This window comes from Flavobacterium arsenatis, from assembly GCF_031456785.1.
GTDB lineage: Bacteria > Bacteroidota > Bacteroidia > Flavobacteriales > Flavobacteriaceae > Flavobacterium > Flavobacterium arsenatis.
The window spans coordinates 103,236-127,499 of the sequence record NZ_JAVDVI010000008.1; the positions used below are offsets into that span (position 1 = coordinate 103,236).

General features: G+C 32.9%; 26 protein-coding genes, 1 tRNA gene and 1 pseudogene. 27 read left to right on the top strand and 1 reads right to left on the bottom strand.

Translation table 11 applies throughout. The features are described 5' to 3' along the window. Positions 1-52: 52 nt before the first annotated feature. From J2X31_RS10550 to J2X31_RS10575, 6 genes are all read left to right on the top strand, one after another. The gene (locus J2X31_RS10550) at positions 53-2,551 is read left to right on the top strand and encodes a DNA translocase FtsK (protein ID WP_310026595.1); all 2,499 of its coding nucleotides are present in this window, start codon (positions 53-55) and stop codon (positions 2,549-2,551) included. A gap of 1 nt (position 2,552) precedes the next feature. Further along, positions 2,553-3,194: an outer membrane lipoprotein periplasmic chaperone LolA1 gene (gene lolA1, locus J2X31_RS10555; RefSeq protein WP_310026596.1), complete on the top strand. Its 642-nt coding sequence runs from the start codon at positions 2,553-2,555 to the stop codon at positions 3,192-3,194. Positions 3,195-3,203: 9 nt separating this feature from the next. Continuing rightward, the gene (locus J2X31_RS10560) at positions 3,204-4,757 is read left to right on the top strand and encodes an LptF/LptG family permease (protein WP_310026599.1); all 1,554 of its coding nucleotides are present in this window, start codon (positions 3,204-3,206) and stop codon (positions 4,755-4,757) included. Positions 4,758-4,762: 5 nt separating this feature from the next. Next, positions 4,763-5,899: a 3,4-dihydroxy-2-butanone-4-phosphate synthase gene (ribB, locus tag J2X31_RS10565; protein ID WP_310026600.1), complete on the top strand. Its 1,137-nt coding sequence runs from the start codon at positions 4,763-4,765 to the stop codon at positions 5,897-5,899. A gap of 177 nt (positions 5,900-6,076) precedes the next feature. Then, a tRNA-Ser gene (locus J2X31_RS10570) sits at positions 6,077-6,161 on the top strand. 262 nt (positions 6,162-6,423) lie between these two features. Continuing rightward, positions 6,424-7,671, top strand: coding sequence for a site-specific integrase (locus J2X31_RS10575; protein WP_310026601.1), 1,248 nt, complete (start codon positions 6,424-6,426; stop codon positions 7,669-7,671). 18 nt (positions 7,672-7,689) lie between these two features. On the opposite strand, the gene J2X31_RS10580 is transcribed toward J2X31_RS10575, so the two are convergent. Then, positions 7,690-8,325, bottom strand: a complete 636-nt coding sequence (locus tag J2X31_RS10580; RefSeq protein ID WP_310026602.1) for a TetR/AcrR family transcriptional regulator — start codon at positions 8,323-8,325, stop codon at positions 7,690-7,692. Positions 8,326-8,618: 293 nt separating this feature from the next. Between J2X31_RS10580 and ybiA the strand changes: the two genes are divergently transcribed. The 21 genes and pseudogenes from ybiA (at position 8,619) to J2X31_RS10685 (ending at position 24,255) form a co-directional block, all read left to right on the top strand. After that, positions 8,619-9,068 (top strand): riboflavin biosynthesis intermediates N-glycosidase, encoded by a 450-nt coding sequence (gene ybiA / locus J2X31_RS10585; protein WP_310026604.1) that lies wholly within the window; start codon positions 8,619-8,621, stop codon positions 9,066-9,068. Positions 9,069-9,243: 175 nt separating this feature from the next. After that, positions 9,244-9,726, top strand: coding sequence for a hypothetical protein (locus J2X31_RS10590; protein WP_310026606.1), 483 nt, complete (start codon positions 9,244-9,246; stop codon positions 9,724-9,726). Positions 9,727-9,870: 144 nt separating this feature from the next. Then, the gene (locus J2X31_RS10595; RefSeq protein ID WP_310026608.1) at positions 9,871-10,635 is read left to right on the top strand and encodes a hypothetical protein; all 765 of its coding nucleotides are present in this window, start codon (positions 9,871-9,873) and stop codon (positions 10,633-10,635) included. Continuing rightward, positions 10,635-10,784 (top strand): hypothetical protein, encoded by a 150-nt coding sequence (locus J2X31_RS10600; RefSeq protein WP_310026609.1) that lies wholly within the window; start codon positions 10,635-10,637, stop codon positions 10,782-10,784. The genes J2X31_RS10595 and J2X31_RS10600 overlap by 1 nt, the downstream gene beginning before the upstream one ends. Further along, entirely contained in the window at positions 10,757-11,380 is a 624-nt protein-coding gene (locus J2X31_RS10605; protein WP_310026610.1) for an SMI1/KNR4 family protein, read from the top strand. Before J2X31_RS10600 ends, J2X31_RS10605 begins: the two co-directional genes overlap by 28 nt. An 89-nt stretch (positions 11,381-11,469) precedes the next feature. Next, the gene (locus tag J2X31_RS10610; RefSeq protein WP_310026612.1) at positions 11,470-11,886 is read left to right on the top strand and encodes an Imm50 family immunity protein; all 417 of its coding nucleotides are present in this window, start codon (positions 11,470-11,472) and stop codon (positions 11,884-11,886) included. Positions 11,887-11,950: 64 nt separating this feature from the next. Next, positions 11,951-12,460 (top strand): hypothetical protein, encoded by a 510-nt coding sequence (locus J2X31_RS10615; protein ID WP_310026613.1) that lies wholly within the window; start codon positions 11,951-11,953, stop codon positions 12,458-12,460. Further along, positions 12,432-12,941 (top strand): hypothetical protein, encoded by a 510-nt coding sequence (locus J2X31_RS10620; protein WP_310026616.1) that lies wholly within the window; start codon positions 12,432-12,434, stop codon positions 12,939-12,941. Before J2X31_RS10615 ends, J2X31_RS10620 begins: the two co-directional genes overlap by 29 nt. A gap of 75 nt (positions 12,942-13,016) precedes the next feature. Beyond that, on the top strand, positions 13,017-13,319 hold the full coding sequence (locus J2X31_RS10625; protein WP_310026617.1) for a hypothetical protein: 303 nt from the start codon (positions 13,017-13,019) through the stop codon (positions 13,317-13,319). Between the two features lie 27 nt (positions 13,320-13,346). Next, positions 13,347-13,940 (top strand): hypothetical protein, encoded by a 594-nt coding sequence (locus tag J2X31_RS10630; protein ID WP_310026619.1) that lies wholly within the window; start codon positions 13,347-13,349, stop codon positions 13,938-13,940. Positions 13,941-14,045: 105 nt separating this feature from the next. Further along, a complete protein-coding gene (locus J2X31_RS10635) occupies positions 14,046-14,573 on the top strand; it encodes a DUF4303 domain-containing protein (RefSeq protein WP_310026622.1) in 528 nt (175 codons plus the stop codon). A gap of 57 nt (positions 14,574-14,630) precedes the next feature. After that, positions 14,631-15,317 carry a hypothetical protein gene (locus J2X31_RS10640; RefSeq protein ID WP_310026623.1) on the top strand — a complete coding sequence of 229 codons (687 nt, stop codon included), beginning with the start codon at positions 14,631-14,633 and terminating at the stop codon, positions 15,315-15,317. 11 nt (positions 15,318-15,328) lie between these two features. Further along, a complete protein-coding gene (locus J2X31_RS10645; protein WP_310026624.1) occupies positions 15,329-16,036 on the top strand; it encodes a hypothetical protein in 708 nt (235 codons plus the stop codon). 24 nt (positions 16,037-16,060) lie between these two features. Continuing rightward, positions 16,061-17,470, top strand: a complete 1,410-nt coding sequence (locus J2X31_RS10650) for a hypothetical protein (RefSeq protein WP_310026626.1) — start codon at positions 16,061-16,063, stop codon at positions 17,468-17,470. 250 nt (positions 17,471-17,720) lie between these two features. After that, complete coding sequence (locus J2X31_RS10655; protein ID WP_310026628.1) at positions 17,721-18,917, top strand: immunity 26/phosphotriesterase HocA family protein; 1,197 nt, start codon at positions 17,721-17,723, stop codon at positions 18,915-18,917. Between the two features lie 169 nt (positions 18,918-19,086). Beyond that, positions 19,087-19,800: a hypothetical protein gene (locus J2X31_RS10660; RefSeq protein ID WP_310026630.1), complete on the top strand. Its 714-nt coding sequence runs from the start codon at positions 19,087-19,089 to the stop codon at positions 19,798-19,800. Between the two features lie 179 nt (positions 19,801-19,979). After that, positions 19,980-20,363: a VOC family protein gene (locus J2X31_RS10665; protein WP_310026632.1), complete on the top strand. Its 384-nt coding sequence runs from the start codon at positions 19,980-19,982 to the stop codon at positions 20,361-20,363. A gap of 10 nt (positions 20,364-20,373) precedes the next feature. Further along, positions 20,374-20,892 (top strand): HEAT repeat domain-containing protein, encoded by a 519-nt coding sequence (locus tag J2X31_RS10670; protein ID WP_310026634.1) that lies wholly within the window; start codon positions 20,374-20,376, stop codon positions 20,890-20,892. A 185-nt stretch (positions 20,893-21,077) separates the two neighbouring features. After that, a complete protein-coding gene (locus J2X31_RS10675) occupies positions 21,078-21,863 on the top strand; it encodes a hypothetical protein (RefSeq protein ID WP_310026637.1) in 786 nt (261 codons plus the stop codon). Positions 21,864-22,029: 166 nt separating this feature from the next. Continuing rightward, a complete protein-coding gene (locus J2X31_RS10680) occupies positions 22,030-22,548 on the top strand; it encodes a hypothetical protein (RefSeq protein WP_310026639.1) in 519 nt (172 codons plus the stop codon). Positions 22,549-22,941: 393 nt separating this feature from the next. Next, positions 22,942-24,255: pseudogene (locus J2X31_RS10685) on the top strand (DUF1266 domain-containing protein). The last annotated feature ends 9 nt before the right edge of the window (positions 24,256-24,264 follow it).

The following is a 24,264-nucleotide window of genomic DNA, read 5'->3' on the forward strand; positions in this document are numbered from 1 at the left end:
GACAATTATCTTTTAATTTTATTTATTTTTACTCCAATTAGCAACAACCTGAATGGCAAAAACGATTAAAAAAGAAACCGCTGCAAAGAAAAACGACGCGGATGCTGCTCCAAAAAAATCATTTAAAATTACCCGTCAACATAAAGTTGTATTCGGTAGCTTGCTTGTACTCTTTTCCATTTCACTGTTATTGGCATTTATATCTTTTTACATTTATGGCCAATACGATCAAAGTGCAATTAGCGAATTAAACGACAGAACTGTTAGTGTTCAAAACTGGCTTGGTAAATTTGGAGCCTACTTGGCAGATGTTTTTGTTTATAAAGGTTTTGGTGTTGGAGCTTTTCTTTTTGTACGATTGTTTTTCCTTACCGGAGCTTATCTGGTTTTGGATTTATCCGTAAAAAAATTAAAGAACACTTGGTTTTGGGATTTATTTGCAATGGTAATCATTTCCATCCTATTTGGATTTTTTGCCCATTTTCTTCCAGAACTTGGCGGTATCATAGGTTATGAAATGAACCTGTTTTTGCAAGATTATATTGGAAAGTCCGGAACATTACTTGTATTGATTTTCGGGCTGATTATCTATTTGATTTTCAAGATAAAAATATCTCCTGATACAATCAAAGCTTTATTTGAAAAAACAAAAAAAGATTTGACTGAAGATTTAGAATCCATCAAAACACCATCAACACAAAGCACTTATAATTTAGAAGAATTTGCTGTTGATGAAGAATTTGAAGATAATCAAATCATAGAAGAAGAGGAAGAAGATTTAGAATTAGAAAAAATCGTAATCAAACCAGCCTCACAATTTGAAATCAATAGAGATGCTTTAAAACCCACCATAAACAGTTCTTCTGAATTGATTTTAGAACCTACAATAAAACCTTCGGTATTAGAAATTACGCCATCGATTTTAGAAATCGAACCACCAATTCAGCATATTGAAGAAGAATTCATCGTTGAAAAAGTAGCAGAGGAAGACATTATTGAAGAAAATCTGGCCTCTCGCCTAGTTGCTGACTTTGGTTTATTCGATCCCACTTTAGAATTATCTAATTTTAAATTTCCAACTTTAGATTTATTAAAAGAATACACCACAGGCGGAATTACCATCAATCAAGAAGAATTAGAAGAAAATAAGAACAGGATTGTTGAGACACTTCGAAATTATAAGATTGAAATTGCCCAAATCAAGGCAACAGTTGGTCCATCTGTAACCTTATATGAAATTGTTCCGGAAGCAGGAATCAGGATTTCAAAAATCAAAAGTTTGGAAGATGACATTGCCCTATCACTTTCGGCTTTAGGAATTCGTATCATTGCTCCAATTCCAGGAAAAGGAACGATTGGTATTGAGGTTCCGAATAAGAATCCAACTATGGTTTCGATGAAAAGTGTGATTGGTTCGGCTAAATTTCAAGAAGCTGAAATGGAACTTCCAATCGCTTTAGGAAAAACAATTTCGAACGAAACATTTGTTGTTGATTTGGCAAAAATGCCTCACCTTTTAATGGCTGGAGCTACAGGACAAGGAAAATCGGTTGGTTTGAATGCCGTTTTGACTTCTCTCTTGTATAAAAAACATCCTGCCGAAGTAAAGTTTGTTTTGGTCGATCCGAAGAAAGTGGAATTGACGCTTTTCAATAAGATAGAACGTCATTATTTGGCAAAACTTCCTGATACAGATGAAGCGATTATTACCGACAACAACAAGGTAATCAATACATTAAACTCACTTTGTATTGAAATGGACGACCGTTATTCTTTGTTGAAAGACGCGATGGTTCGAAACATCAAAGAATACAATGAGAAATTTAAATCTCGAAAATTAAACCCTGAAAACGGACATCGTTTTCTACCGTATATTGTTTTGGTTGTGGATGAGTTTGCCGATTTGATTATGACAGCCGGAAAAGAAGTGGAAACACCAATTGCACGTCTGGCACAATTAGCTAGGGCGATTGGAATACATTTGATTATCGCAACCCAAAGACCTTCTGTAAATGTAATTACTGGAATGATCAAGGCGAATTTCCCTGCGAGAATAGCCTTTAGGGTAACTTCTAAAATTGATTCCAGAACTATCTTGGATACTTCGGGAGCCGACCAATTGATTGGACGTGGAGATTTATTATATACCAACGGAAACGACATCGTTCGTGTTCAGTGTGCCTTTGTTGACACACCCGAAGTTGAAAAAATCACGGAATTCATTGGAGCCCAAAAAGCCTATGCAAGTGCCTATCTTTTACCTGAATTTGTTGGAGGAGACGAAAGTGGCATCAAACTTGATATAGATGTTTCCGAAAGAGATTCTTTGTTCAGGGAAGCTGCCGAAATTATTGTTACAGCTCAACAAGGTTCAGCTTCTTTGCTTCAGCGAAAGCTAAAATTAGGCTACAACAGGGCAGGAAGATTGATTGATCAATTGGAAGCCGCTGGAATTGTTGGAGCTTTTGAAGGAAGTAAAGCCAGAGCCGTGAACCTACCCGATTTGAGTTCTCTTGATGATTTTTTAAACAACGAACAAAACAATTTTTAAGATGAAACATTTTATCCCGTTTGCTTTTTTATTCATTTTCAGTTTTTCGATTCAGGCCCAGGACAAGAAAGCAAAAGAACTCCTAGATGAAGTTACGGCCAAAGTAAAAAGCTACGATAATATTCAGATTGATTTTAAATACTCCCTTAACAACTCAAAAGAAAACATCAATCAAGAAAGTAAAGGAAATGTGATTTTGAAAGACAATCAATATGTATTGAATTTCATGGGAATTACAAAGATGTTTGATGGAAAAAAAGTATATACCATTGTTCCAGAAGATGAAGAAATTAGTATTTCAAGCGTTGACGAGAAAGATGAAAATGCCATTACACCTTCTAAAATGCTGACTTTTTTCAATAGCGGTTATAAATATTCTTGGGATATTCCACAAAATATAAAAGGAAGGAAGATTCAATACATTAAATTGATTCCAATCAGTTCAAAAGACCAACGAAAAGAGATTCTTTTAGGTATTGACATCCAAACCAAACACATCTACAATTTAATTGAGACTGGGAAAAATGGAACTAAAACGACAATTGTTGTTAATTCTTTTAAAACCAATCAGCCATTATCAAAAAATCAGTTTACCTTTGTTCAGAGTAAATATCCAAAATACTATATCAACAAGTTAGACTAATTTCCCAGAGTGAAAATTCTTGACCGATACCTTCTAAAAACATTCCTGATTACATTTACTTCGGTATTTGTAATCCTTTTTTTTATATTCATATTGCAAACTGTTTGGCTTTTTATTGCTGAATTGGCCGGAAAAGATTTGGACTTGATCCTGATTGTCAAGTTCCTCCTCTACTCTATGCCAACTGTTATTCCGTTGGTTTTACCACTTTCAATTCTTCTGGCTTCAATCATGACTTTTGGAGATTTATCTGAAAATTATGAATTTGCAGCGATGAAATCTTCGGGAGTTTCGTTGCAGCGTGCCATGAAAAGTCTGATTGTTTTCATCTTTGTTTTAAGCATCGCCGCTTTTGCATTTGCCAACAATGTCATTCCCTATGCTCAATATAAATTCATCAATTTTAGAAAAAATATTGCCCAGGTAAAGCCTGCCATGGCAATAGCCGAAGGTCAATTCAGCGATGTTGGAAATTACAACATCAAAGTTGAAAAAAAATCGGGCGAAAACGGAAATTTATTGCAAGGTGTTACCATCCACAAAAAATCATTGGGAGGCAACTCCAGTAATGCTGTTATCAAAGCTAAAAACGGTGAGTTATTGAGCAGTGAAGATTCAAATATCCTGCAATTGGTTTTATTCGAAGGATTTCAATATGAGGATGTTGTTCCAAAAAAATATGAGGATCGAAAAAAACTTCCTTTTACAAAAACTTCTTTCAAGAAATATATTATGAATCTTGATTTGTCGCAACTCAACAAGGTTGATGTTGATGATGAAAAAGTAGCCAACACCAACACAATGCTTAATATCAATGAGTTGCGATATACTTTGGATTCATTAAGTACAAATTATGACAATGATTTGATTTCATTTACAGAAAATATTCATTTGAGAACCGGAATTACAAATCATCAATCACAAAAGAAAACAATTCCACCCTATAGGCAAGCTCTAAACAAACCTATTGAACCTCCTATTTCAAAAACCATAATTGAAAAGGTAGATACAACTAAAGCTACATCAACAAAAGATTCTACAAAAGCTGTCATAAAAAATAAAATAGCCCGTAATGACAACCTACTATCAACCTATAATGATAATGACAAGGCAAAATTTTTAGAAATCGCCCGAAACAATACCACCAATACAATCTCTACTGTTATTGGAACCAAGGATGAATTATTCAATAAGCAAAAGACAATCAACGAACACTGGATTGCTTTCCACGATAAATTTGTAATTGCCTATGCCTGCATCCTAATGTTTTTTATTGGTGCTCCACTAGGTGCCATCATCCGAAAAGGCGGATTAGGGCTTCCGATTGTATTTGCGGTTTTAATTTTTATTACCTTTCATTTTATCAATACTTTTGGTAAAAAGATTGCACAGGAAAACGAAATAACCCCATTTCTAGGAGCTTGGATGGCTTCAATGATTTTGACGCCTTTAGCCATTTTACTTACTTACAGGGCTACAAATGACATAGGATTGATCAATCTGGACGTAATTTTAGCACCTTTCCAAAAGCTCTTTAAAAAGAAAAAATCTCAACAAAAATAACTACAATGTCATCAGACAAAATACAACTCAACACAATAGAAGAAGCTATTGAGGACATCAGACAAGGAAAAGTAATAATCGTTGTAGATGATGAAGACCGTGAAAATGAAGGCGATTTTTTGGCTGCTGCCGAAAAGGTAACACCAGAGATGATTAATTTCATGGCCACTCACGGAAGAGGCTTGATTTGTACTCCGCTAACCGAAAGCCGTTGCAAGGAATTAGATCTGAAAGCAATGGTGACGAACAATACCGATCACATGGAAACGGCCTTTACAGTTTCGGTAGATTTGAAAGGAAATGGCGTAACCACGGGAATTTCTGCGTTAGACAGGGCCAAAACGGTTTTAGCATTAGTCGAACCAGATACAAAACCCTACGATTTAGCAAGACCTGGACATATTTTTCCACTTATTGCCAAGCAAGGTGGTGTATTGAGAAGAACCGGACACACAGAAGCTGCAATAGATTTTGCACGTTTGGCCGGATTCAAGCCAGCTGGTGTGATTTGCGAAATAATGAACGAAGACGGTTCGATGGCAAGATTGCCTGAACTTGTTGAAGTTGCTAGAAAATTCGATTTGAAATTGGTTTCAATTGAAGATTTAGTTGCTTATAGAATGCAACACGACAGTTTAATCGTCAAGAAAGAAGATTTTGATGTAGAAACCCGTTTTGGGACTTTTAGATTAAGGGCTTATGTTCAAACTACCAACAAACAAGTGCATATAGCATTGACGAAAGGAACTTGGAATTTAGGTGAGCCAATATTGACAAGAATTAATTCTTCTCAAGTGAACAATGATCTTTTAGGAACGTTAACCAACAATGCAGATCAACAGCTTGACGACATGTTCAAGGTAATCAATGAAGAAGGACGAGGTGCTGTTATCTTCATCAATCAAGACATGCAATCTGTAAATTTATTAAATCGTATCACGGAATTGAAAACATTGCAGAGCGAAGGCGTGATGAAAGCCCCAAAAATTATAATCGATACGAAAGATTATGGAATTGGAGCCCAAATTTTGCACGACATTGACATCTCAAAAATTAAATTAGTTTCGAATACTCCAGAACAAACTAAACGTGTTGGAATGATTGGATACGGACTTGAAATCACAGAATACGTAAGGTTCTAGGTTATTTTAAGCGGTTGCGGAAAAATAATTAAAAAATATTTTAGCTGTAAATAAAAGAAAATGAAACGGTTAAAACCAAATTTAAAATTTTCTTTATTTTTTAAGCACAAAATGTTTTGATAATCAAAAAAGCGTGCTATATTTGCACTCGCAATCAGATACTGAAAGCGACTTATTGGAGAAATGGCAGAGCGGTCGAATGCGGCAGTCTTGAAAACTGTTGACTGTAACAGGTCCGGGGGTTCGAATCCCTCTTTCTCCGCGAGCTGAAAAGCAAATGGTACTAAAACCCACTAAATTCAACAATTTAGTGGGTTTTTACTTTTAGGATAATATCAAATTATTCATTAAATCTCAAAGTTTAGGTGTCTTTCAAGGTGTCACTAAAAAGTAAAATTTTAAGTGACACCTCGCAACGAAAAGCACCGCTACAGCAGGAGTTCAGCAACATATTCAAAAAGTGGACATCTTGTGTGTAGTTATTAAATCGAATAAATTTAATAGTAACTTTAAGGTCACCAACCATGAGCACATCAGTATCAATTCTCTTTTACATTAAGAGAGCAAAAGTCAACAATTTAGGCATCTGCCCTATCTACACACGAATCACAATCAACTCCAAACGATTTGAGTTTAGCACCAATAAATATATCAATCCAGATAAATGGTCTTCCGAAGGCAACAAAGTAAAAGGATCTACAGAAGAATCTAGAACAATAAACAGTCATCTGGATTATTTGAAAAACAAGGTTTTAGAAGCCGAAAAAAAACTTTTTAAGAAAGACATAAGCTTAAATACAGAAAACCTAAAGAATGAATTATTTGGAGTAACCGAAACCAAGCGCATGCTTGTACCTATTTTCCAAGATCATAACAATAGAATTAAAGAATTGGTTGGAAAAGAATATGCACCAGGAACGTTAGAACGCTATACAACCTCACTAAAGCACACCGTAGAGTTCATAAAATGGAAATACAATGTTTCTGATATCGACATTACAAAGATTGATCATGCTTTCATAACCGATTACGAGTTTTGGTTAAGAAGCGTTCGTAACTGTGCCAACAATACTGCTGTAAAGTACATTAAAAATTTCAGTAAAATAATCAAGTTGTGTTTGGCGAATGATTGGCTTAACAAGGATCCATTTGCCAACTACAAATCCAAAGTAAAAGAAGTAGAAAGAGTTTATTTATCGGAAGAAGAAATTCAAATCATCATCAACAAAGATTTCAAAACCGAAAGACTTTCATTAGTTCGCGACATCTTCCTTTTCAGCTGTTTTACCGGCTTGGCATACATTGATGTAAAAAATCTAACTAAATCGCATATAAGCTACGGAATTGATGGCGAGAAATGGATATTCACCCATCGTCAAAAAACGGAATCAGCCTCAAAAATCCCCATTCTTCCAATTACACAAATAATCATTGATAGATATCAAAAACATCCGCAATCACTTAATCAAGACAAATTGTTACCAATTCTATCTAATCAAAAAATGAATGCCTACTTAAAAGAAATTGCCGGCGTTTGTGGTATAAATAAAGAATTAACTTTTCATATTGCTAGACATACCTTTGCAACAACTGTAACGCTTACAAATGGCGTACCTATTGAAAGTGTAAGCAAAATGCTAGGTCATAAAAATTTAAGAACCACACAGCACTATGCAAAAGTACTTGACAGAAAAGTGAGTGACGATATGAAAATTTTAAAAGATAAATTCAGCTTTAACAAAACAACAAATCAGCAAATAAAATCAATCTAATTTCATGGTTTCTATACACTATTTTTTTTCAAAATTATCATATAACATATCCAGCATTTTCATAAGAGTGCTTTTTATTTGATCTCTACCTTGTTCATTCGTCAAATTTATACCACAAAAAGTATCAGCATTGGTGGTATACATATTTAAATAATATATTCCTGAAATCAGTATAGCCATAGCTGTTCTGAAATCTGTAGCATTATTAGCAAAATGTGGATCAGCAATAGCTTTAAACATCATTTCGCCATTTTCTTCTCTGCCGACATTTACATCTTTCAGCGATTTACGACTTTCTGCAAGACCCCAAATCAGTATCTCCTGAAGCTCCTTATTGCTTGCTACATAATCGTATTGTTGTGTAAGTAGTTGTTTGGAAAGCTCTTTGCCACCATCTGTAATTTCTGCCGGATCCACGTCAACACTTGCATTATTCCAAAAATCAAGTGAGCGGATATACTGATCTAATAGTCCGTCTACACTTCCAAAATAATTATAAATGAGTTTTTTGTCCAATCCGGCAACCCTTGCGATATCATTTACCTTTAGTGCTTTGTATCCTTCTTTTCTAGCAATTTCACCTACTGCATTCAAAAATTTTTGTTTACTCTGCTCCTTATTTCTTACTGCTTTGACCTTTTCTTGTTTACTCATTAGAATAGTTATTTCCTTAAAATTAAAAAACACAAACTGAAATGTATTAAAAATCTATAAATCAATTAATTATGTTTTTTCAATGTTGATGATTACAAAAATAACGATTTTTTTTATCACCGTTTAGTGAAAATTTATATTTTAGCAACTCACTTGATAGTGAGTTTTTTTATTGACATAACAAATATTTTATAAACAATTAAAAATGGAAACTTGCGCTAATGTGCGAGTTGTGGGCAATTTTACCGAGCATTGTGCAGATTAACAAAGTAAAAAGAGAGATTTAAAATTGTATGGAAGACGAAATAAAATTTTATAGTGAAAACGGGCATTATGGAGAATTTTCAAATTTTGCCAATTATCCAATTAAACTGAAAAACAAAGTTTGGAAAACGACAGAACATTATTTCCAAGCCCAAAAGTTTGAAAAACAAGAATACCAAGACAAAATACGAAATGCAGATAGTCCAATGATGGCTGCACAATTAGGGCGTAGTAGAAAAGAACGTATTTTGAAAAATTGGGACAACATAAAACAGAATGTAATGTATGACGCTGTGAAAGCAAAATTCACCCAGCATTCTGACTTGACCCAATTGTTACTTGACACCAAAGACGCCAAAATTATTGAACATACCGAGAATGACAATTATTGGGGAGATGGAGGCGACGGAAAAGGTAAAAATATGTTAGGGAAAATTTTAATGAAAATACGTGAAGAGCTGAAAAAAAAATTGACATAAGACACTGCAACTAACTAGGTTTTTACGTTAGTGAGTCGAAACTGCAAAATTCAACAAATAAAAGTTTTTGCGCTTCGATTTCCCACCCGAATGCAAAGCCTCAAAACGTTAGTGGTCAGATTACCAAAGACCACGCAACTCAATGAAAAGCAAAAAAAGAATAAACTAAAAATATATGGGAATACTTGACAAAATTTTAGGAAATAATAAAGAAGAAAATTTTTATGATTTAATAAAAAAATTAGAAGAGCTAATTGTAAAAGCCAAAAAATCAGGCGATAAAAATGAATTTATTGACCCAGCTTATGACATCATTGAAAAAATTGAAGAAAAGCAAAATAGTTTTGACGCAGTTAAACCAATATTAGACTTAATTGAACGTAGTCCAGATATAGATTATGGTGGACCAGGACCTTTGGGTAGTTTTCTTGAGACATTTTATAACAATGGCGAATATGAAAACTTGTTGGAAACTTCCGTTCGACAAAAACCTAAAGCATTCAACGTTTTTTTACTTGATAGAATTATTGCAGACAAAAAAAATAAAAAAAGAGATGTTTATATTCAACTCTTAAAGGAGACAAATTTAAGAACTGACCTATCAAAAGAGACAAAAGAGTATTTAGATTTTGCAATTGAAAAAAACAAAAAACTCTAATAAAAAAACAACCGCTAAAAAAGGTTTTGCAATAGCGGATCGAAACTGCCAAATTGAAGATCCGGCTTCGATTTCCCACTCGAACGCAAAGCCCGAAACATTATAGACAATACAAAAGCGACTGCAAAACACAGAATAGAAAATATGAGAAGCTTTATAAATTGGAACATATTACAAAGAATTCAAAACTCACCCAAAGAATTTATCGTACAACGGAATGTCGCATTGTTAGATGCCTTTTTGCTCGGTTATGAGGATTTGTTATTACAACTTGAGAATGAACAACAACTAAAGGAGAATTATGGAAATATTCTTTCATTAGAAGAATATGCACGAAAAAAATACAAAGCAGAAAATATTGGTTCACGGAATTTTAAAAGTATTATATCATTCACTTGCGAAGATGATTTAGACTTTTTTCACAAATACTTTGATTTCTTAAAAGAGTATGAACAAGCATATCCTATACAAGAAGTTATTACATACAAATTAAGAGAACCAAGAAAAAATATAACCAAACAACTAACAAAATTCGATTATAGTTTTGCTTCATTACCAAACAGATCTAATGAACTTAAAGAATGGATAAAAGGAATGCGTAAACGTTATCCGATGTATTTTGGTCATTATGATATCTCTTATTTTCGTGCTTTTTTGGACGGTTATTTTCTTTGTAAAAAAGAATACAATCTACCGTTTACAACATTTGACACTAAAATTAAAAGTTTTACAGAGAGCATAATTTGTGAAGATTTAAATATAACCGGAGAATTTATTACTTGGGACAGAAAATATCGCTATAAAACAGATTGGAATTCTTGGGGAAAAATAAGTGAAACAACGGCAAAAGAAATTTTGGAAAATTTGTGGAAAGATTTAGAAATTTTTACCGGTGAAAAATTAGAATAATGAAAGAAGAAATATGCAACCTTATTTTTAAAAAAGATTTTAACAAGGCAAAAGAATTACCAGATTCAAATTATAATGAGATTTATATAACTATTAAAAAAAATTTGATGAATAACATTTTATGGAAAATAAAGATTTTTGGGACTTAACTAAACCTGCAACTTTTAAAAGTTTGACAGAAGAATTAATTTATAAAGCTGAAAATGAATTAAAAATTCAGTTGCCAAAACGATTAATTGAATTACTAAAAATTAAAAATGGGGGAAGAATCAATAAAATAAAATTACACTCACAAGATAATACAATTTGGACAGACGGATTTTATCAAATTGATGAATTATTTGGAATAAACGATGAAAATTCCAAAAAACTTGGAATTCTTTCAACATCATATCTGACAGCCGAATGGGAATTACCTGAAAAACAAGTTATAATTACAGGTGGTGGACATTGGTGGATAACATTGGACTATCGAAATAATTCACAAGAACCTACTGTAAATTGGATTGAACCTGAAGCAAGACGTGATATAATAATAGCAAAAAATTTTACTGAATTTATTAATAATTTTTCAATCAATCAAAAACAAAAAACATTAGATGTAGAAACAAATGGAATGATCACAATTTGGGAGGATTTTTTGAATGAAGATGAATTAAAAGAATTGAGCATTACAGATTTAAATCTTGTTAATGAACGCAGAAAAGAGAAAGGACTTTCAGAAATAAAAAAAAACCGCTCATAACAAAAAACATTCGCAACCCCGCTCGCTGGTGCAAGCATCTTACTCGTGCCTACAAAAGAAACCTGTGGAAAAAATAAGATAATACAATAATGATAACACCCGAAGAATTTATACAAAACAGCGAATTGCTTACAGATATTTTTGGTCAGGTTCCTAAGTTCCACGACGGCGAAATAATATCATTGAACTTGGAAGTTTCATCAACCGTATCTTATCCAAAAATGCGGTTATTGATAGATATTTTACATTTTGGGAAACATTTCCTTATTGCTGTTGAGTTTAATGAAATCATTAAAAATAGTTTTGAAAATTTTGGCAATCAAAACTCTGTATGGGAAATGAATTTTGAAAAACAAGAAAATGTTTTGTGTACAATAGAAGGCAATTGCGGACTATCTGCCGAATTAGAATGTAAAACAGTAAAAATAATTTCGGTAAAAATGCAAAATCACAACAACAACAACAACAACAACAACAACAACAACAACGCGGTTCAACAACAATAGCCACAGGTTGCACCCTTTGGAAAAAATAAGAAAATAAACTAATGACAACCGAAAAATAAATCTTATGAACAAAATAGAAGCTCTTTGGGATAAAAGTGATTACAACCAAGATTTAGATTTTATAAACTTTCGTATTGACGATTTTTGGCTGGATGAAAAATTAGATGAATTATATCCGGGTAATTTATACAAAGGACTTATTCCTACACTTGATTTTTGTTTGGACAGGCAGGCTGAAAAAGAGATTGTTTGGAAAAGAATTATTCCGGAAGAAAATCAAATTGAAAGATGTCCGATATTAATGTGTCCGGATGATTGTGATTTTTCTTGCACTTTAATTGTTGCAGAAATTCAAAACTATGGAACATTTATTCAATGGAAGAAACTGGGAATTGACGAAACAAAAGAATGGGATGCAGAAATGGTTGGCACAAAGGTCAACTGGTTCAAAGATTTTCCGGTACTAAATTTTGAAAAGACCGAATATTTAAAAATGGTTGAAACATTTAAAGCAGAATTTGAAAAACAAAAGATAATGGAAAACAATGAAAATAAAACAAAAAATAACCATTGACTTTCTTGAATTTTTCAAAACAGGGAAATTCGATTACATCAAACTCGGGCAAACCAAAGAATGGATATTAAACAACTTTCCCAATCCCGACGATTTTTTTGCTGATGATTGGGTAAAGCAAAAAGGCTATGATATCTGGACTTACGGAAACATCGAATTTCATTTTCAGCAGGAAAAACTGTTTCTGATTTTTTCCGACCATTTCAATAATGCCAAACTGAGCGGAGGAAAACACATCAAAATCAACCCCTGGATTTTGAAAGACACAAGCAAGCTGACATTGCAATTTGTCCTTGCTGAACTGAATAATCAAAACATTGATTTTAAGAAAAAGACAGATAATCTTGGTATTCTGTTGCGACTTCAAAGCGGGATAGAACTAACATTTGAAAATTGGGAAGACATTGACGGTTGCAATCCGAATGATTTTCGGCTTACCTCATTTTCCTTAATCGAAGAAAACCCAAACCGATGGAAGTAAAACAAAAACAGAAATAAAAAATACGCTGAAAATGGATTTAATAAGTGAAATAAAACCAATAAATCCCGCAATATAATGACAAACAGTAAAATACAGGTATTAGTAGAAGTAGAGTTTTTTAAAGAAAAGCAAATGGCACGCAAGACATTTCCCAATCTTGAAAATCGGATATACCAACCTCATTTTGTAGTGAAAGGCACAAAAGAATATTTGGGAGTTTGCTTTGTAGCAGGAAACATCGTTGAATTAGGCGAAAAAACAACAGCAATAATTGAAATGATATATGACAATGTGGATTACAGTCTGTTATTCAAAGCAGATACAGAATTTTATATTACAGAAGGCGCAAACATTGTAGGACAAGGAAAAGTTATCTAAAATAAAAATACTACCAACCATTACTCTATGAAAAAAAATTACAAATTTAACGAGGTGCTGAATGACTTAATGGATTATTTCATTTTAGGCGATCCAGACTATCTTCTGCAATATAAAGCCCACAAAGGTTTACCAGATGATTTATTGACAGAGTTTACTACCAAAGAGACTGGTGACATTGCCGTAGAAAACGGAGTTATTGTGCCAATGATAGGGATTGAAAATTATCCCTACACAATATACTTTAATTTATCAACCGAAACACCGGAACTTTTAAAACCCGAAAATAAACTTCAACACAAACGCGGTGGCTATTGCCTCAAGGTAGAAAACGAAAGGATTTACCTTTATACAATACCTTATTTAAAAGATTTTACTGCCACAAAAATTGAAGCATTAAAAAAATACAAACCTGCTACAATCGAACTTCAAAATGGTTGGTATTCTGTGACCATTTTAGGCGGGTTGACAAGACAAATCATAGAAATTAAAGATACAAACGGCAATATTAAAAAAATAGAAACAATGGAACCGACATTTGAATTCATTATAAAACCGACTATTGAAAAACCAAATTATACAGCCGACTTTTCATACCAGTTTAAAATAGAAAATGAATAGATACAACAAATAATACGAGTTTTTATCAGGCAGGTTCCCACGCTGGCGCAAGCATGTTGCTGTGCTTCCAAAACGCAACCGGTGAAAAATTAAAATAATTGCAAAATGAAAAATTTCAATAAAGAAGAAATCAAAAAAACACTATTAGATTTTACAGTTAATGCTGTAGAAAAATTTCTAAAAGAAAATCCTGCGCTTGAATTTTATGCTTTTGCTTACGATTGCAATGCCGAATATGCAGAAGTGAATTTGTGCTTAAATACGGAAGATGAGTTTGAAAAAACATTAAAACAGTATCAAATAGGAGAGTTTTCAAAATATTATCAGACAGAAGGTGATATTAAAGATTTAAAATTCAATACAGGAGACTGGGAGTATCAATGTTTTGAAACAATTAATGTTTTGACAAATGAACAGTTAGACCAAATTTTCAACAATTTGCCGAAAGATGATTATAAATCGTGGAATGAATTTGTAGAAAATCTGATGAAAATTTTTGGTGAATGCTTGTTAGATTTTATGCAAACGGAAACCTATCAAAAAATTCCGAAAACCAAAAACTTTACAGCATTCTGCATTGACCACGATGAAGGCATTGAAGAAGCAATGGAAAGACTGGAAAACCTGTATTAAATATCCTCCTGTTGTAAATCTATAACTCGCAAATCTTAAAAATAAAAACACAAAAAAATGGAAATGTTACTGATACTACTTTTGCTATTTATTCTTCTTTCAGTTTTTATACTGTACAGAATTGTCCTTTGGATAAGCAAAAAGAAAGCACGCGTTAACTGGACTTTAGCGCTGTTAGGAATTTTTATTTTGGTTAAAATTATCAACTTCGTATTTTTTACTGAAATGGAATTGATACAATCAAAAGTATATACAGATAAGTTTTTTCTAAAAAATCCGAGAATTACCCAAGATAGCATCAACACGATGATCAAACAGTTTTGTATTGAAAAAATGAACAAAGAATTTGTTGGAAACGAAGAAAAATATAAACGTTATAACAGCGACAGTTCCAATGTATGGATTAGCTATGATCTTGATTTTTACAACTATACCGATAATTTTTTTGGTAGTAACACTGCTTATTTTATCGACAACGAAGAAGACGAGGGCGGACCTACAAGCATGCATTTTTTATCTGAAATTGAAAAAGAAAGAATCGCAGAATTCAACATCGACTATTGTGAAAACGATACCGTAAATTATTATGCCACAATAACTTATCATCAAAACCAATATAAAATTGATACCATTGTCAGTAAATGTATCCAACAGCCAAAAAGCTTTACTCCCATAAAAACTAATAAAACATATTCTACAGAAGCAAAAGCCAGAGTAGCAGAATATCCAACCAATAAAAATTAGAATCAAACAATATGTACAAACTAATTATATTTTTTCTAACCGTTTTTGCACTGCAATCCTGCAAAGAAAAAACGCAGAAATCTCCAAAGGTGAAACCGCAAGAAAAAGTAGAAATTCAAAATAAACAACCTAAAAAGGAAATCTTTAAAGGTACTTTTGAATTTATCTCTTATGATGACAACTACGATTATATGTTGTTAAATGCCCGGAAAGACAAGGAAATATATGGCTTTGTCAATGACAGAAACAACGACAGAACATTGTTGAGAGGCGATATTTGTGAAATTCAATGGGAGAAAGATACCATTTATATAGCAGGCGACGGTGATACGCCCGAAATTGCAGATTGGCTGGTTTCCATCAAAAAAATTAAAGACGGTAACGTTTCAAAATTCAGGAAAGAATATAAAAAACAAATCAAATACCATTGGCACGAAGATAATTACGCACAAAATTACCTAGACGAAATTTATTTATTGGCAGAATATTACATTGCAAATTCTAAAAACAAGCTAATTAGTAACGCTGTTCAGAACAAAGAAAACATAGAATATTCTGTTGAAAAACGAACCGAAAACAACAGAGATTATGATGCTTTAGGCATTGGCTTTATGTCCGAATATCGTTTTGCCGTTATGCAATGGGTTTATATTGAAAGAGAAAACAAGAAAATATTTGAATTAGATGTAACCAATGATGAACTGGTTGAATTCAAGTAAAATCGGTATTAAATTTTAAAGAAAATGAAAAAACTAATCATACTCCTATTAGCTACAGTTTTCGCATTGCAATCCTGCGAGAAGAAAACATCAAAACAAAATAAAGAACCAGTTTCCAATAATGAAACCTGGGAAATAAAACAGGATAATTTTACTTATACAGTAGAAATACTGGATTCTTTGCAGTTTTATGCAGAACAAAAAAACGTAAAACACAAACCCGAACCGCTGAAAAAAATTACAGATTTTACGTCTGCCCAAAAAATGCTGAAAGGTGTTGTTGAATTTTGGGATGGCGATGAAGATGGCGAAAGCCACGGATTGAGAAGAATTTTATTTAGAAACGGAAATACATTTAACAATAAATATAACGAAGAATTTTTCGTGGCGTATTATCCAACCGAAGATATTATTCTGTTTGAAGGAGGACATTCTCTTGATGTGAGTTTTACCCTGACAAATGGCAAGCAGACCCAAGAAACCGGAAATCCGGAATATATCGTTACATCGCCCAACAACCAATATCGTCTGAATGGCTTTTACGAAGGACAAGACTGTGTTTCTTACTTTATTCAGAAAAACGTAAACGGGCAATTTGAGAACGCGATTCCGTTAAGCGAAACTTTTTCCAAAAACAACAGAAAAAGTATTTGTCAGATCAAAGAAGCTTTTTGGACAAACGACCATACTTTATTTCTTAAAGAAGTATTCGTTTTTGATTCTAATAACGAACTCAAGCCAATCTATTACAAAATTTCCATTACTGAAGCTGAACCAAAACCAAGTCAGTCGGCCGTGTTCCAATCAAAAAATATTTCTGATTTTGTGCCGGAAGATTATGTAATTTATAAAGAAAATGGTCTGGAAGAAATAAAAGGAGATCTGAACAAAGACGGCTTGGAAGACATTGTTCTAATCATCAAAGCAACAGACAAAAGTAAAGTCATAAAACACGAAACCCGTGGCGAATTAGATCAGAACCGAAGAGGAATCATTGTTTTATTCAACAAAGGAAACCATTACCAGTTGGCACTTAAAAACTACGATTGCTTCACATCCGAAAACGAAGATGGCGGTGTATATTATGCGCCGGATCTTAATATAGAAATCAAAAACGGAAATTTATTAATCAATTATCTGCACGGCAGGTATGGCTATTGGAGTTACGCCTTCAGGCACCAAAACAATGATTTTGAACTAATTGGCTATGATGCAAGTCACAACAGAGGCCCAATGGTTGAAAGTGACATCAGCATTAATTTCTTAACCAAAAAATTAATAAAAAACGAAAACATTAACGAAAATGCACAAGATGAAAGCGAAGTAGTTTTTAAACAAACCAAGCAAAACATCCGGTTAAAAGAATTCACCAGATTATCGGAAATAACAGATTTTGACCAGCTGAAAATTTCTGAATTATATATTGTTGAATAATGGAAAGCTCTATTTTCATAGAAAACTTTAATCAATTTCATACGTTGGTATGCAAAATTCAATTTTATAATAATTTATTATTGAGCATTTTACGTTTCAAAGAAAAAAAAATAAAAATTTTTATCACCATTTGGTGAAATTTAATATATTAGCAACTCACTAATAAGTGAATTTTTTTATTGACGATAACAAGTATTTACAAACGACAACAATCGGAAATTGCGCCAATCCGAGTGTTACCTGCCATTTTATGACAACAGCATTTGAACTAACAAACGACCAAAGAAAATATTTCGGACTTGACCCTATTGAAAAAAATTGGGAGAGATTTGTATTGAAAGGAGATAAATATCGAGCCGACAGTTTTTTATATTTTGATGGAGATGTAATTAAACGACACATCACAACAACAGAAGACAGTTATATAGAAAGACACTACAACGAAGCAACAAGAAGCAGAGAAATACTCTTACCTAAAACCGACAAAGGAAAAGACAAAAAACTATCCGGCTCAACTTTGGAACAAAGGCAAGGAGACGGAGTTTACTTGGAAATATATGACGGACATCTACGAATTGGAAATTTTACTTCGCAAACAACTTTTTACTCAAGCCGTTGGGACAATGAAGATAAATTAGAACAATTAATTCCAAACATTATTACTGATTTTATCAATAATTCGACACAAAATCATTTGAACGAAATTGAGATTTTCAAAAAATCAAAACGAAAAAATATAAAATTTAAAGCAGGCGATTATTTCTGTTTTAAAATCAACAGAACAGAGTTTGGTTTTGGAAGAATTCTACTTGATATTGGTAGTAAAATGCGTAAGCTAAACCTCGTAAAGGAAAATCATAAAATATTCAGTTTTATGGGACAACCAGTTTTTGTTGAACTTTTCGTATTTAAATCTATCACAAAAAATATTGACATAGAGGTTCTGCAAAACTGTAAAAAACTACCTTCTGATGCAATGATGGATAATGTATTACTTTATGGAGATTACGAAATTATAGGACACAAAGAAATACGAGATGAAGAATATGATTTCCCTATTTCTTTTGTATGTAATTCTTACCATAACACAGCTAGTTTGCAATGGGGATTAATTCAGATTGAACAGACATTTATGGAATACGAAAAATTAGCATCCAAAAAACTAAAAGAGAATATAGAAAACAATCATTTCAGATATGCCACAATTGGATATAGTCCTAAATACGGAAGTATTGAAATTTTAAAAACACTCAAAAAAAATGATATTTATGATTTTGAAGATAGTAAAAATTATACAGCTCGTTTAGATTTGAGAAATCCAAAATTTAAAGAAGCTAGAAATGAATTGTTGAAAATTTTTGGACTTAACCCTTCAAAGAACTATTACGAAAATTCAATTTTGACAAACACAATTCTACCAAGCGAAATAAATAAAAAAATGAAATAAAAACGGCAGGTAACAAGGGTTTTGCGTCAGGCGGGCTGAAGTGCAAAATTCAACAGCAGTTTTTCAATTAAACTTTAGTAATAAAACCAGCTTTTGTGCTTCGAAATCCCGCCCGAACGCAAAGCCCCAAAACGTTAGCCGTAATTTTAAAAACGAAACGCACAGACAAATGAAAATTGACCTCTATCCGAACTTTGACAAAGTTTTTACTGACGAAACTCTTAAAGGAATATTTTATCCGTTATGCAGTTTGACACTTGACAAATATCCAAATAAAGTATTTCATTTCATCTCTTCAAATGGACTTTGGATTGACGAAAACTTTGAAACAGAAAATAATACATTCAGCTTTACGCTTTTTGACTTTGTTGAAAACAAATACAAATTCAATGGCAACATAAAACTTTACAAAGGTTCTGAAAAAGCAAAAAACATATTTGATAAACTGAAAAGTGACTTCGACCTTAACGGAAAACATTATTTAGAAACTAAAACGCAGACCGACGATTATATCGAAATACAAAAGCAAAACCTTAACATACAAACTGATGACGAGTTTGATGCAGATTATTACATACAAACGTTTTATGAGTTTTCGATTAATAAATTAAACTTTGAATTAAATAATGAATTTGGAGCATTTAGAACTTTAATTGAGAAAAATTGGACAAAACCCGATGAACCAAGTCCAATTGTTTATGACGAAACAACAGACGAACTAAAAGGAACTTTAAATTATTATGACAAACCAAAAATTGAAAATATTGATGCTTATGAAGTTATTGGGAAAATAGTTGGCTTTGAATTTTTCACAGACGGAAATGATACAGTTTTGTTCTATAACAATTCGGACAGAATACTTTGTGTAAACTCATATTCGTGAAAAAAACTACGGCTAACAAGGGTTTTGCGTCAGGCGGGCTGAAGTGCAAAATTCAACAGTAGTTTTTCAATTAAACTTTAGTAATAAAACAAGATTTTGTGCTTCGATTTCCCGCCAGGAAGCAAAGCCCCGAAACGTTGGGCGTCATTTTGAACCGACCCTACAAAACAAAAAAACTTATGAATACAAATACGAAATTAGGAGCATTTTCAATAAGTCTCGCAGTAAAAGACATTAAAAAATCAAAAACGTTTTATGAAAATTTAGGCTTTTCAGACTTGGGTGGAGACATTAATCAAAAGTGGTTGATTATGAAAAACAGAAACGCCATTATTGGATTATTTGAAGGAATGTTTGAAAACAACATCATCACGTTTAATCCAGGTTGGGATGAGAACGCTCAAAACATAGAAGAATTTGATGATGTTAGAGTTATTCAAGAGCATTTAAAAAAATGTGGCATTACATTAACAGCAGAAACGGACACAAACACAACCGGACCAGCTCACATAAGCTTGACAGATCCAGACGGAAACAATATTTTAATAGACCAACACAGATAATATTTAACTTATGACGATAGAACAAATTTTTCAAGACAAGTCAATAAAAGCAAAAGGAAAAGTAAAAACTCTAGGAGAATGGTTACTAAATGGGGAATTGCCCATTGACGAATTACTAGCATATGCCGAAAAGCAAAAAGCATCCGACAAAGCTACTTGCATAGAAGCCGTAGAATTTGCTACCAAAAAAACGCCAAAAATTGCAGATGAATACCTATTGGATTACGTTACAAATTCCTTGAAAGATGAAGAGCCAAGATTAAAATGGGAAAGTGCAAAAGTTATCGGAAACATAGCCAAACTCTTTCCCGAAAAATTAGAGAAGGCAATTACCAACCTTTTGCCAAATGCTGAAAACAAGGGAACTGTTGTTCGCTGGGCGACTGCATATGCTTTGGCAGAAATATTAAAATTGAAGACAGAAAATAACGTGAATTTATTGTCAAAAGTTGAAACTCTTTGCGACAAAGAAGAAGACAACGGTGTAAAGAAAAAATATCTGGACGCTTTGAAAAAAGTGAAAAAATAAAAAACGAACGCCCAACAGCGTGTATGAGAAATAGCGGGTTAGATGCTAAATCAAAGGCAGTGCTTTTAATAAAAGTCAGTGCCAAACCGAAAGAGCAGTGCTTTTTAATCCGCTACTTCTCATACACGCAAAACGTTGGGCGATATGCTAAACCAACAACCTTCAAAAATTGAAACGACAAAAAAATGAAAAAAATAATCAGTATTTTTTTTTCAACAGCTTTTCTTTTCCAATCTTGCGAAAACAAAACCGACAAAAAAACAGATAAATTCGTTTTGAAAAAAGATAGTATTTCTATAAAAAAAAATGAAATAATAAATCATTCTTCAAAAGAGGATTTTAAATATCGTTTAAAAGTTGAAAAAATTGATTCTACACAATATCATTCAGAAAAAGAAAAAGTCAAATACAGACAAGATGAAATAAAGAAAATAACAGATTTTCAGACAGCTAAAAAAATGTTAAAAAATATTGTCTTTTTTAATGAGAATGACCAAAATGGAGAAGTCCAAGCTGTACTAAAAATCCGTTTTAGAAATGGAAAAGAAAAAGTTTACACAAACGATTATGATTATTCTTATTTTGTTGCATATTATCCAACAGAAGACATTTTGCTAACCGAAGGAGGACACACTACCGACATAAGTTTTAATTTAAAAAATGGAAATGAAACTGAAATTACAGGAAATCCAGATTATATTGAGACTTCACCATCTAAACTTTTTCGTTTAAATGGACATTTTGGTGGGCAAGAATGCTCTTCATATTTTATTCAAAAAAAATCAGAAAATGAATATGAAAAAATTATTCAATTAGATGAAGAATTTGAAAAACAAACTAAAACTTGGTTATGCATAATGGGAGATAGTTTTTGGGATAGCGACACTATATTATTTTTTACTTTAGTTGATAGTTATGGTAAGGATGGAAAAAATTTAGGATTTTATAAAATAAAAATAATTGAAAAATAAAAAGCACAATCGCACAACAAGGGTTTTGCGTCAGGCGGGCTGAAGTGCTAAATTCAACAGCAGTTTTTCAATTGAACTTTAGTAATAATATCAACTTTGGTGCTTCGATTTCCCGCCCGAACGCAAAGCCCCGAAACGTTAGCTGATATTTTGACACCAAATTGCTATGACAAATGACAACACTTTAGAATTATTAAATATTGATTGGCATATCGATAGTGAAGACAATGGATTGATTTGTTCAAAAGAAATTCACATCAAGTCTATTCAAAGTAATACCGAGATTTGGATAAATAAAGAAAGAAGAAACCAATTTCCATACAGCAAAAAACAAAAAAAGGCTTTAGAAAATTTTTTAGAGATAGATGTTTTGGAATTACAAAAAATGTATTCTGAACTAAAAAGGTTTTCCGAAGAATTGATTGCTGACAATAAGATAACTAAAAAAAGCATTGCAATTTCGACAGCTTATAAACTTAAATTTAGAGCAGTTATCGTTCCTAAACAAAATAAAACTCTTGACAATTATATACTTATTTTAGCTGACACTAGCTGGAAAATAAAAAGAAGTAATTACAATTTAGAGATTGAAATATTGTTTAAAAACAATCAATTTGAACTATTGCAAGAATATTCAGGTTTGTGGACAAGGTTGGAATGGATTTATGATTATAATACTAATTAAACAAAACAAGAAAAAAAATCAGCTAACAAGGGTTTTGCGTCAGGCGGGCTGAAGTACAAAACTCAACAGCAGTTTTTCAATTGAACATTAGTAATAAAACCAGCTTTTGTACTTCAGCCGAAGAAAGCAAAGACCCAAACTTTACCAGCAACTTTGAAAATGAAAACTTAGAAAAATATAAATGATTTAACAACTTAAATTATAAAAACACAAATGCCAGAATATCTAAAAATAGGAATAAATACTGTACTGCGAATAGACACACAATCTCCTTTTTCCAAAGAAGATCAGCAAGCACTCAGCCTATCGGCAATGCTTTCCTGGTCTAACGGATGGGTGCTTAATACATTAGATTACATTCCCGGCAAGGTTCACAACAGAAGACGGGAATCTATGAAAACAAGCTGGGGAATTAATGATCGTGATTCTGCATTAGAAGTGCTCAACTGGCTTAGTACTGAGGGGCATCGATCTACGTGGAATGAAACGCTTGTTAACTTTTTTGAACCATCAGAATTTATAAGCAATTATGCAAACAACCTGCTTTATAGCGAAATTGCCTTAAAAGATCTCGGCATTATAGACACTTGGGAAGACGTCTGCAAAATTGATATTGATGCCTGGGATTGGGGAAGACTTGTGTTTCTAGCCCGATACTGTTATCTTGATGATTACATCACCGAAGATGAATTTTAGGAATATGTGCGTTTGGCTTATTCAGAAGTAAAACAGCGATACAAGAATTGGGCAGAATATTCTAATGCCTATATTTTGGGCAGGTTTGTATGGGGCGGTCCGCAACAGAACGATGAAGATTTAATGCTGGTTCACCTTACAATGCTGGAAGAGCCGGAAAGCATCTGGAACAAACTGCCTTTGCATCCTCAACACGTTTCGGAATATGAAGCGCAGAAATCAAAAATTCTAAAAAAAGCAACATTTTTTATAGAACACGCAACGCCTGTGTGGACATTGCAAAACAAATTGCAAAAGAAATTTTCTCTTTCAAAATTATTTTCATCAGATAAAGATGCCGAAGAAAAAGGCATTCGCGATTACGAAAAAGCTCAACAATACAAACTAAACGGCGACATCAAAAAAGCAAGAGAATACTTTTTACTTGCTGTGCAAAACGGTCGTCATAAAGCAATCCTTGAAATAGCAACAATTGATCTGAAAGATAAAAACTACCAAAGTGCCACAGAATTTTATACAATGGCTCTTGACATTCCAACATTGAAAATGAATGGTCATTTTGGACTGGGTTTGGTAGCTTTTTATCAGAATAATATGTCTGTTTTCCAGGAGCACGCAGACTATCTTCATTCGCACTATTCTTCTGTTTTTCCGTTAAATCTTTATCTGCAGGAAGGTGAACTGTTATATGCACAGAAACAATATCAAAAAGCCATTACGGCATACACCAAAACTTTGGGCTTTGGTATTGAGGACAGATTTTCTGTACTAATTAAATTGGCATCCTGCTATGTGATGTTGGACCAGCGTGATGATGCTATAGATGTGTATGCACAAGCCTATTATATACAACCAAAGCCCAAACTTATAGAAATTATGGTAACCCTTTTACTGGAACTAAAACAATTTGAACCGGCAAAAGAATGGATAGCAATTGCCAGAGAAAACGGCTGGAAAGATTTGGAAATCGATTTAAAGGAACGATTGGATGATGAGGTACAGGAAAATTAAATTATAACA

Bases quoted from the DNA above. Each gene is read 5' to 3' on its own strand.
- J2X31_RS10550 (WP_310026595.1), top strand. From the start codon at position 53: ATGGCAAAAACGATTAAAAAAGAAACCGCTGCAAAGAAAAACGACGCG.
- lolA1 (WP_310026596.1), top strand. From the start codon at position 2,553: ATGAAACATTTTATCCCGTTTGCTTTTTTATTCATTTTCAGTTTTTCG.
- ribB (WP_310026600.1), top strand. From the start codon at position 4,763: ATGTCATCAGACAAAATACAACTCAACACAATAGAAGAAGCTATTGAG.
- J2X31_RS10575 (WP_310026601.1), top strand. From the start codon at position 6,424: ATGAGCACATCAGTATCAATTCTCTTTTACATTAAGAGAGCAAAAGTC.
- J2X31_RS10580 (WP_310026602.1), bottom strand. From the start codon at position 8,325: ATGAGTAAACAAGAAAAGGTCAAAGCAGTAAGAAATAAGGAGCAGAGT.
- ybiA (WP_310026604.1), top strand. From the start codon at position 8,619: ATGGAAGACGAAATAAAATTTTATAGTGAAAACGGGCATTATGGAGAA.
- J2X31_RS10590 (WP_310026606.1), top strand. From the start codon at position 9,244: ATGGGAATACTTGACAAAATTTTAGGAAATAATAAAGAAGAAAATTTT.
- J2X31_RS10595 (WP_310026608.1), top strand. From the start codon at position 9,871: ATGAGAAGCTTTATAAATTGGAACATATTACAAAGAATTCAAAACTCA.
- J2X31_RS10600 (WP_310026609.1), top strand. From the start codon at position 10,635: ATGAAAGAAGAAATATGCAACCTTATTTTTAAAAAAGATTTTAACAAG.
- J2X31_RS10605 (WP_310026610.1), top strand. From the start codon at position 10,757: ATGGAAAATAAAGATTTTTGGGACTTAACTAAACCTGCAACTTTTAAA.
- J2X31_RS10610 (WP_310026612.1), top strand. From the start codon at position 11,470: ATGATAACACCCGAAGAATTTATACAAAACAGCGAATTGCTTACAGAT.
- J2X31_RS10615 (WP_310026613.1), top strand. From the start codon at position 11,951: ATGAACAAAATAGAAGCTCTTTGGGATAAAAGTGATTACAACCAAGAT.
- J2X31_RS10620 (WP_310026616.1), top strand. From the start codon at position 12,432: ATGAAAATAAAACAAAAAATAACCATTGACTTTCTTGAATTTTTCAAA.
- J2X31_RS10625 (WP_310026617.1), top strand. From the start codon at position 13,017: ATGACAAACAGTAAAATACAGGTATTAGTAGAAGTAGAGTTTTTTAAA.
- J2X31_RS10630 (WP_310026619.1), top strand. From the start codon at position 13,347: ATGAAAAAAAATTACAAATTTAACGAGGTGCTGAATGACTTAATGGAT.
- J2X31_RS10635 (WP_310026622.1), top strand. From the start codon at position 14,046: ATGAAAAATTTCAATAAAGAAGAAATCAAAAAAACACTATTAGATTTT.
- J2X31_RS10640 (WP_310026623.1), top strand. From the start codon at position 14,631: ATGGAAATGTTACTGATACTACTTTTGCTATTTATTCTTCTTTCAGTT.
- J2X31_RS10645 (WP_310026624.1), top strand. From the start codon at position 15,329: ATGTACAAACTAATTATATTTTTTCTAACCGTTTTTGCACTGCAATCC.
- J2X31_RS10650 (WP_310026626.1), top strand. From the start codon at position 16,061: ATGAAAAAACTAATCATACTCCTATTAGCTACAGTTTTCGCATTGCAA.
- J2X31_RS10655 (WP_310026628.1), top strand. From the start codon at position 17,721: ATGACAACAGCATTTGAACTAACAAACGACCAAAGAAAATATTTCGGA.
- J2X31_RS10660 (WP_310026630.1), top strand. From the start codon at position 19,087: ATGAAAATTGACCTCTATCCGAACTTTGACAAAGTTTTTACTGACGAA.
- J2X31_RS10665 (WP_310026632.1), top strand. From the start codon at position 19,980: ATGAATACAAATACGAAATTAGGAGCATTTTCAATAAGTCTCGCAGTA.
- J2X31_RS10670 (WP_310026634.1), top strand. From the start codon at position 20,374: ATGACGATAGAACAAATTTTTCAAGACAAGTCAATAAAAGCAAAAGGA.
- J2X31_RS10675 (WP_310026637.1), top strand. From the start codon at position 21,078: ATGAAAAAAATAATCAGTATTTTTTTTTCAACAGCTTTTCTTTTCCAA.
- J2X31_RS10680 (WP_310026639.1), top strand. From the start codon at position 22,030: ATGACAAATGACAACACTTTAGAATTATTAAATATTGATTGGCATATC.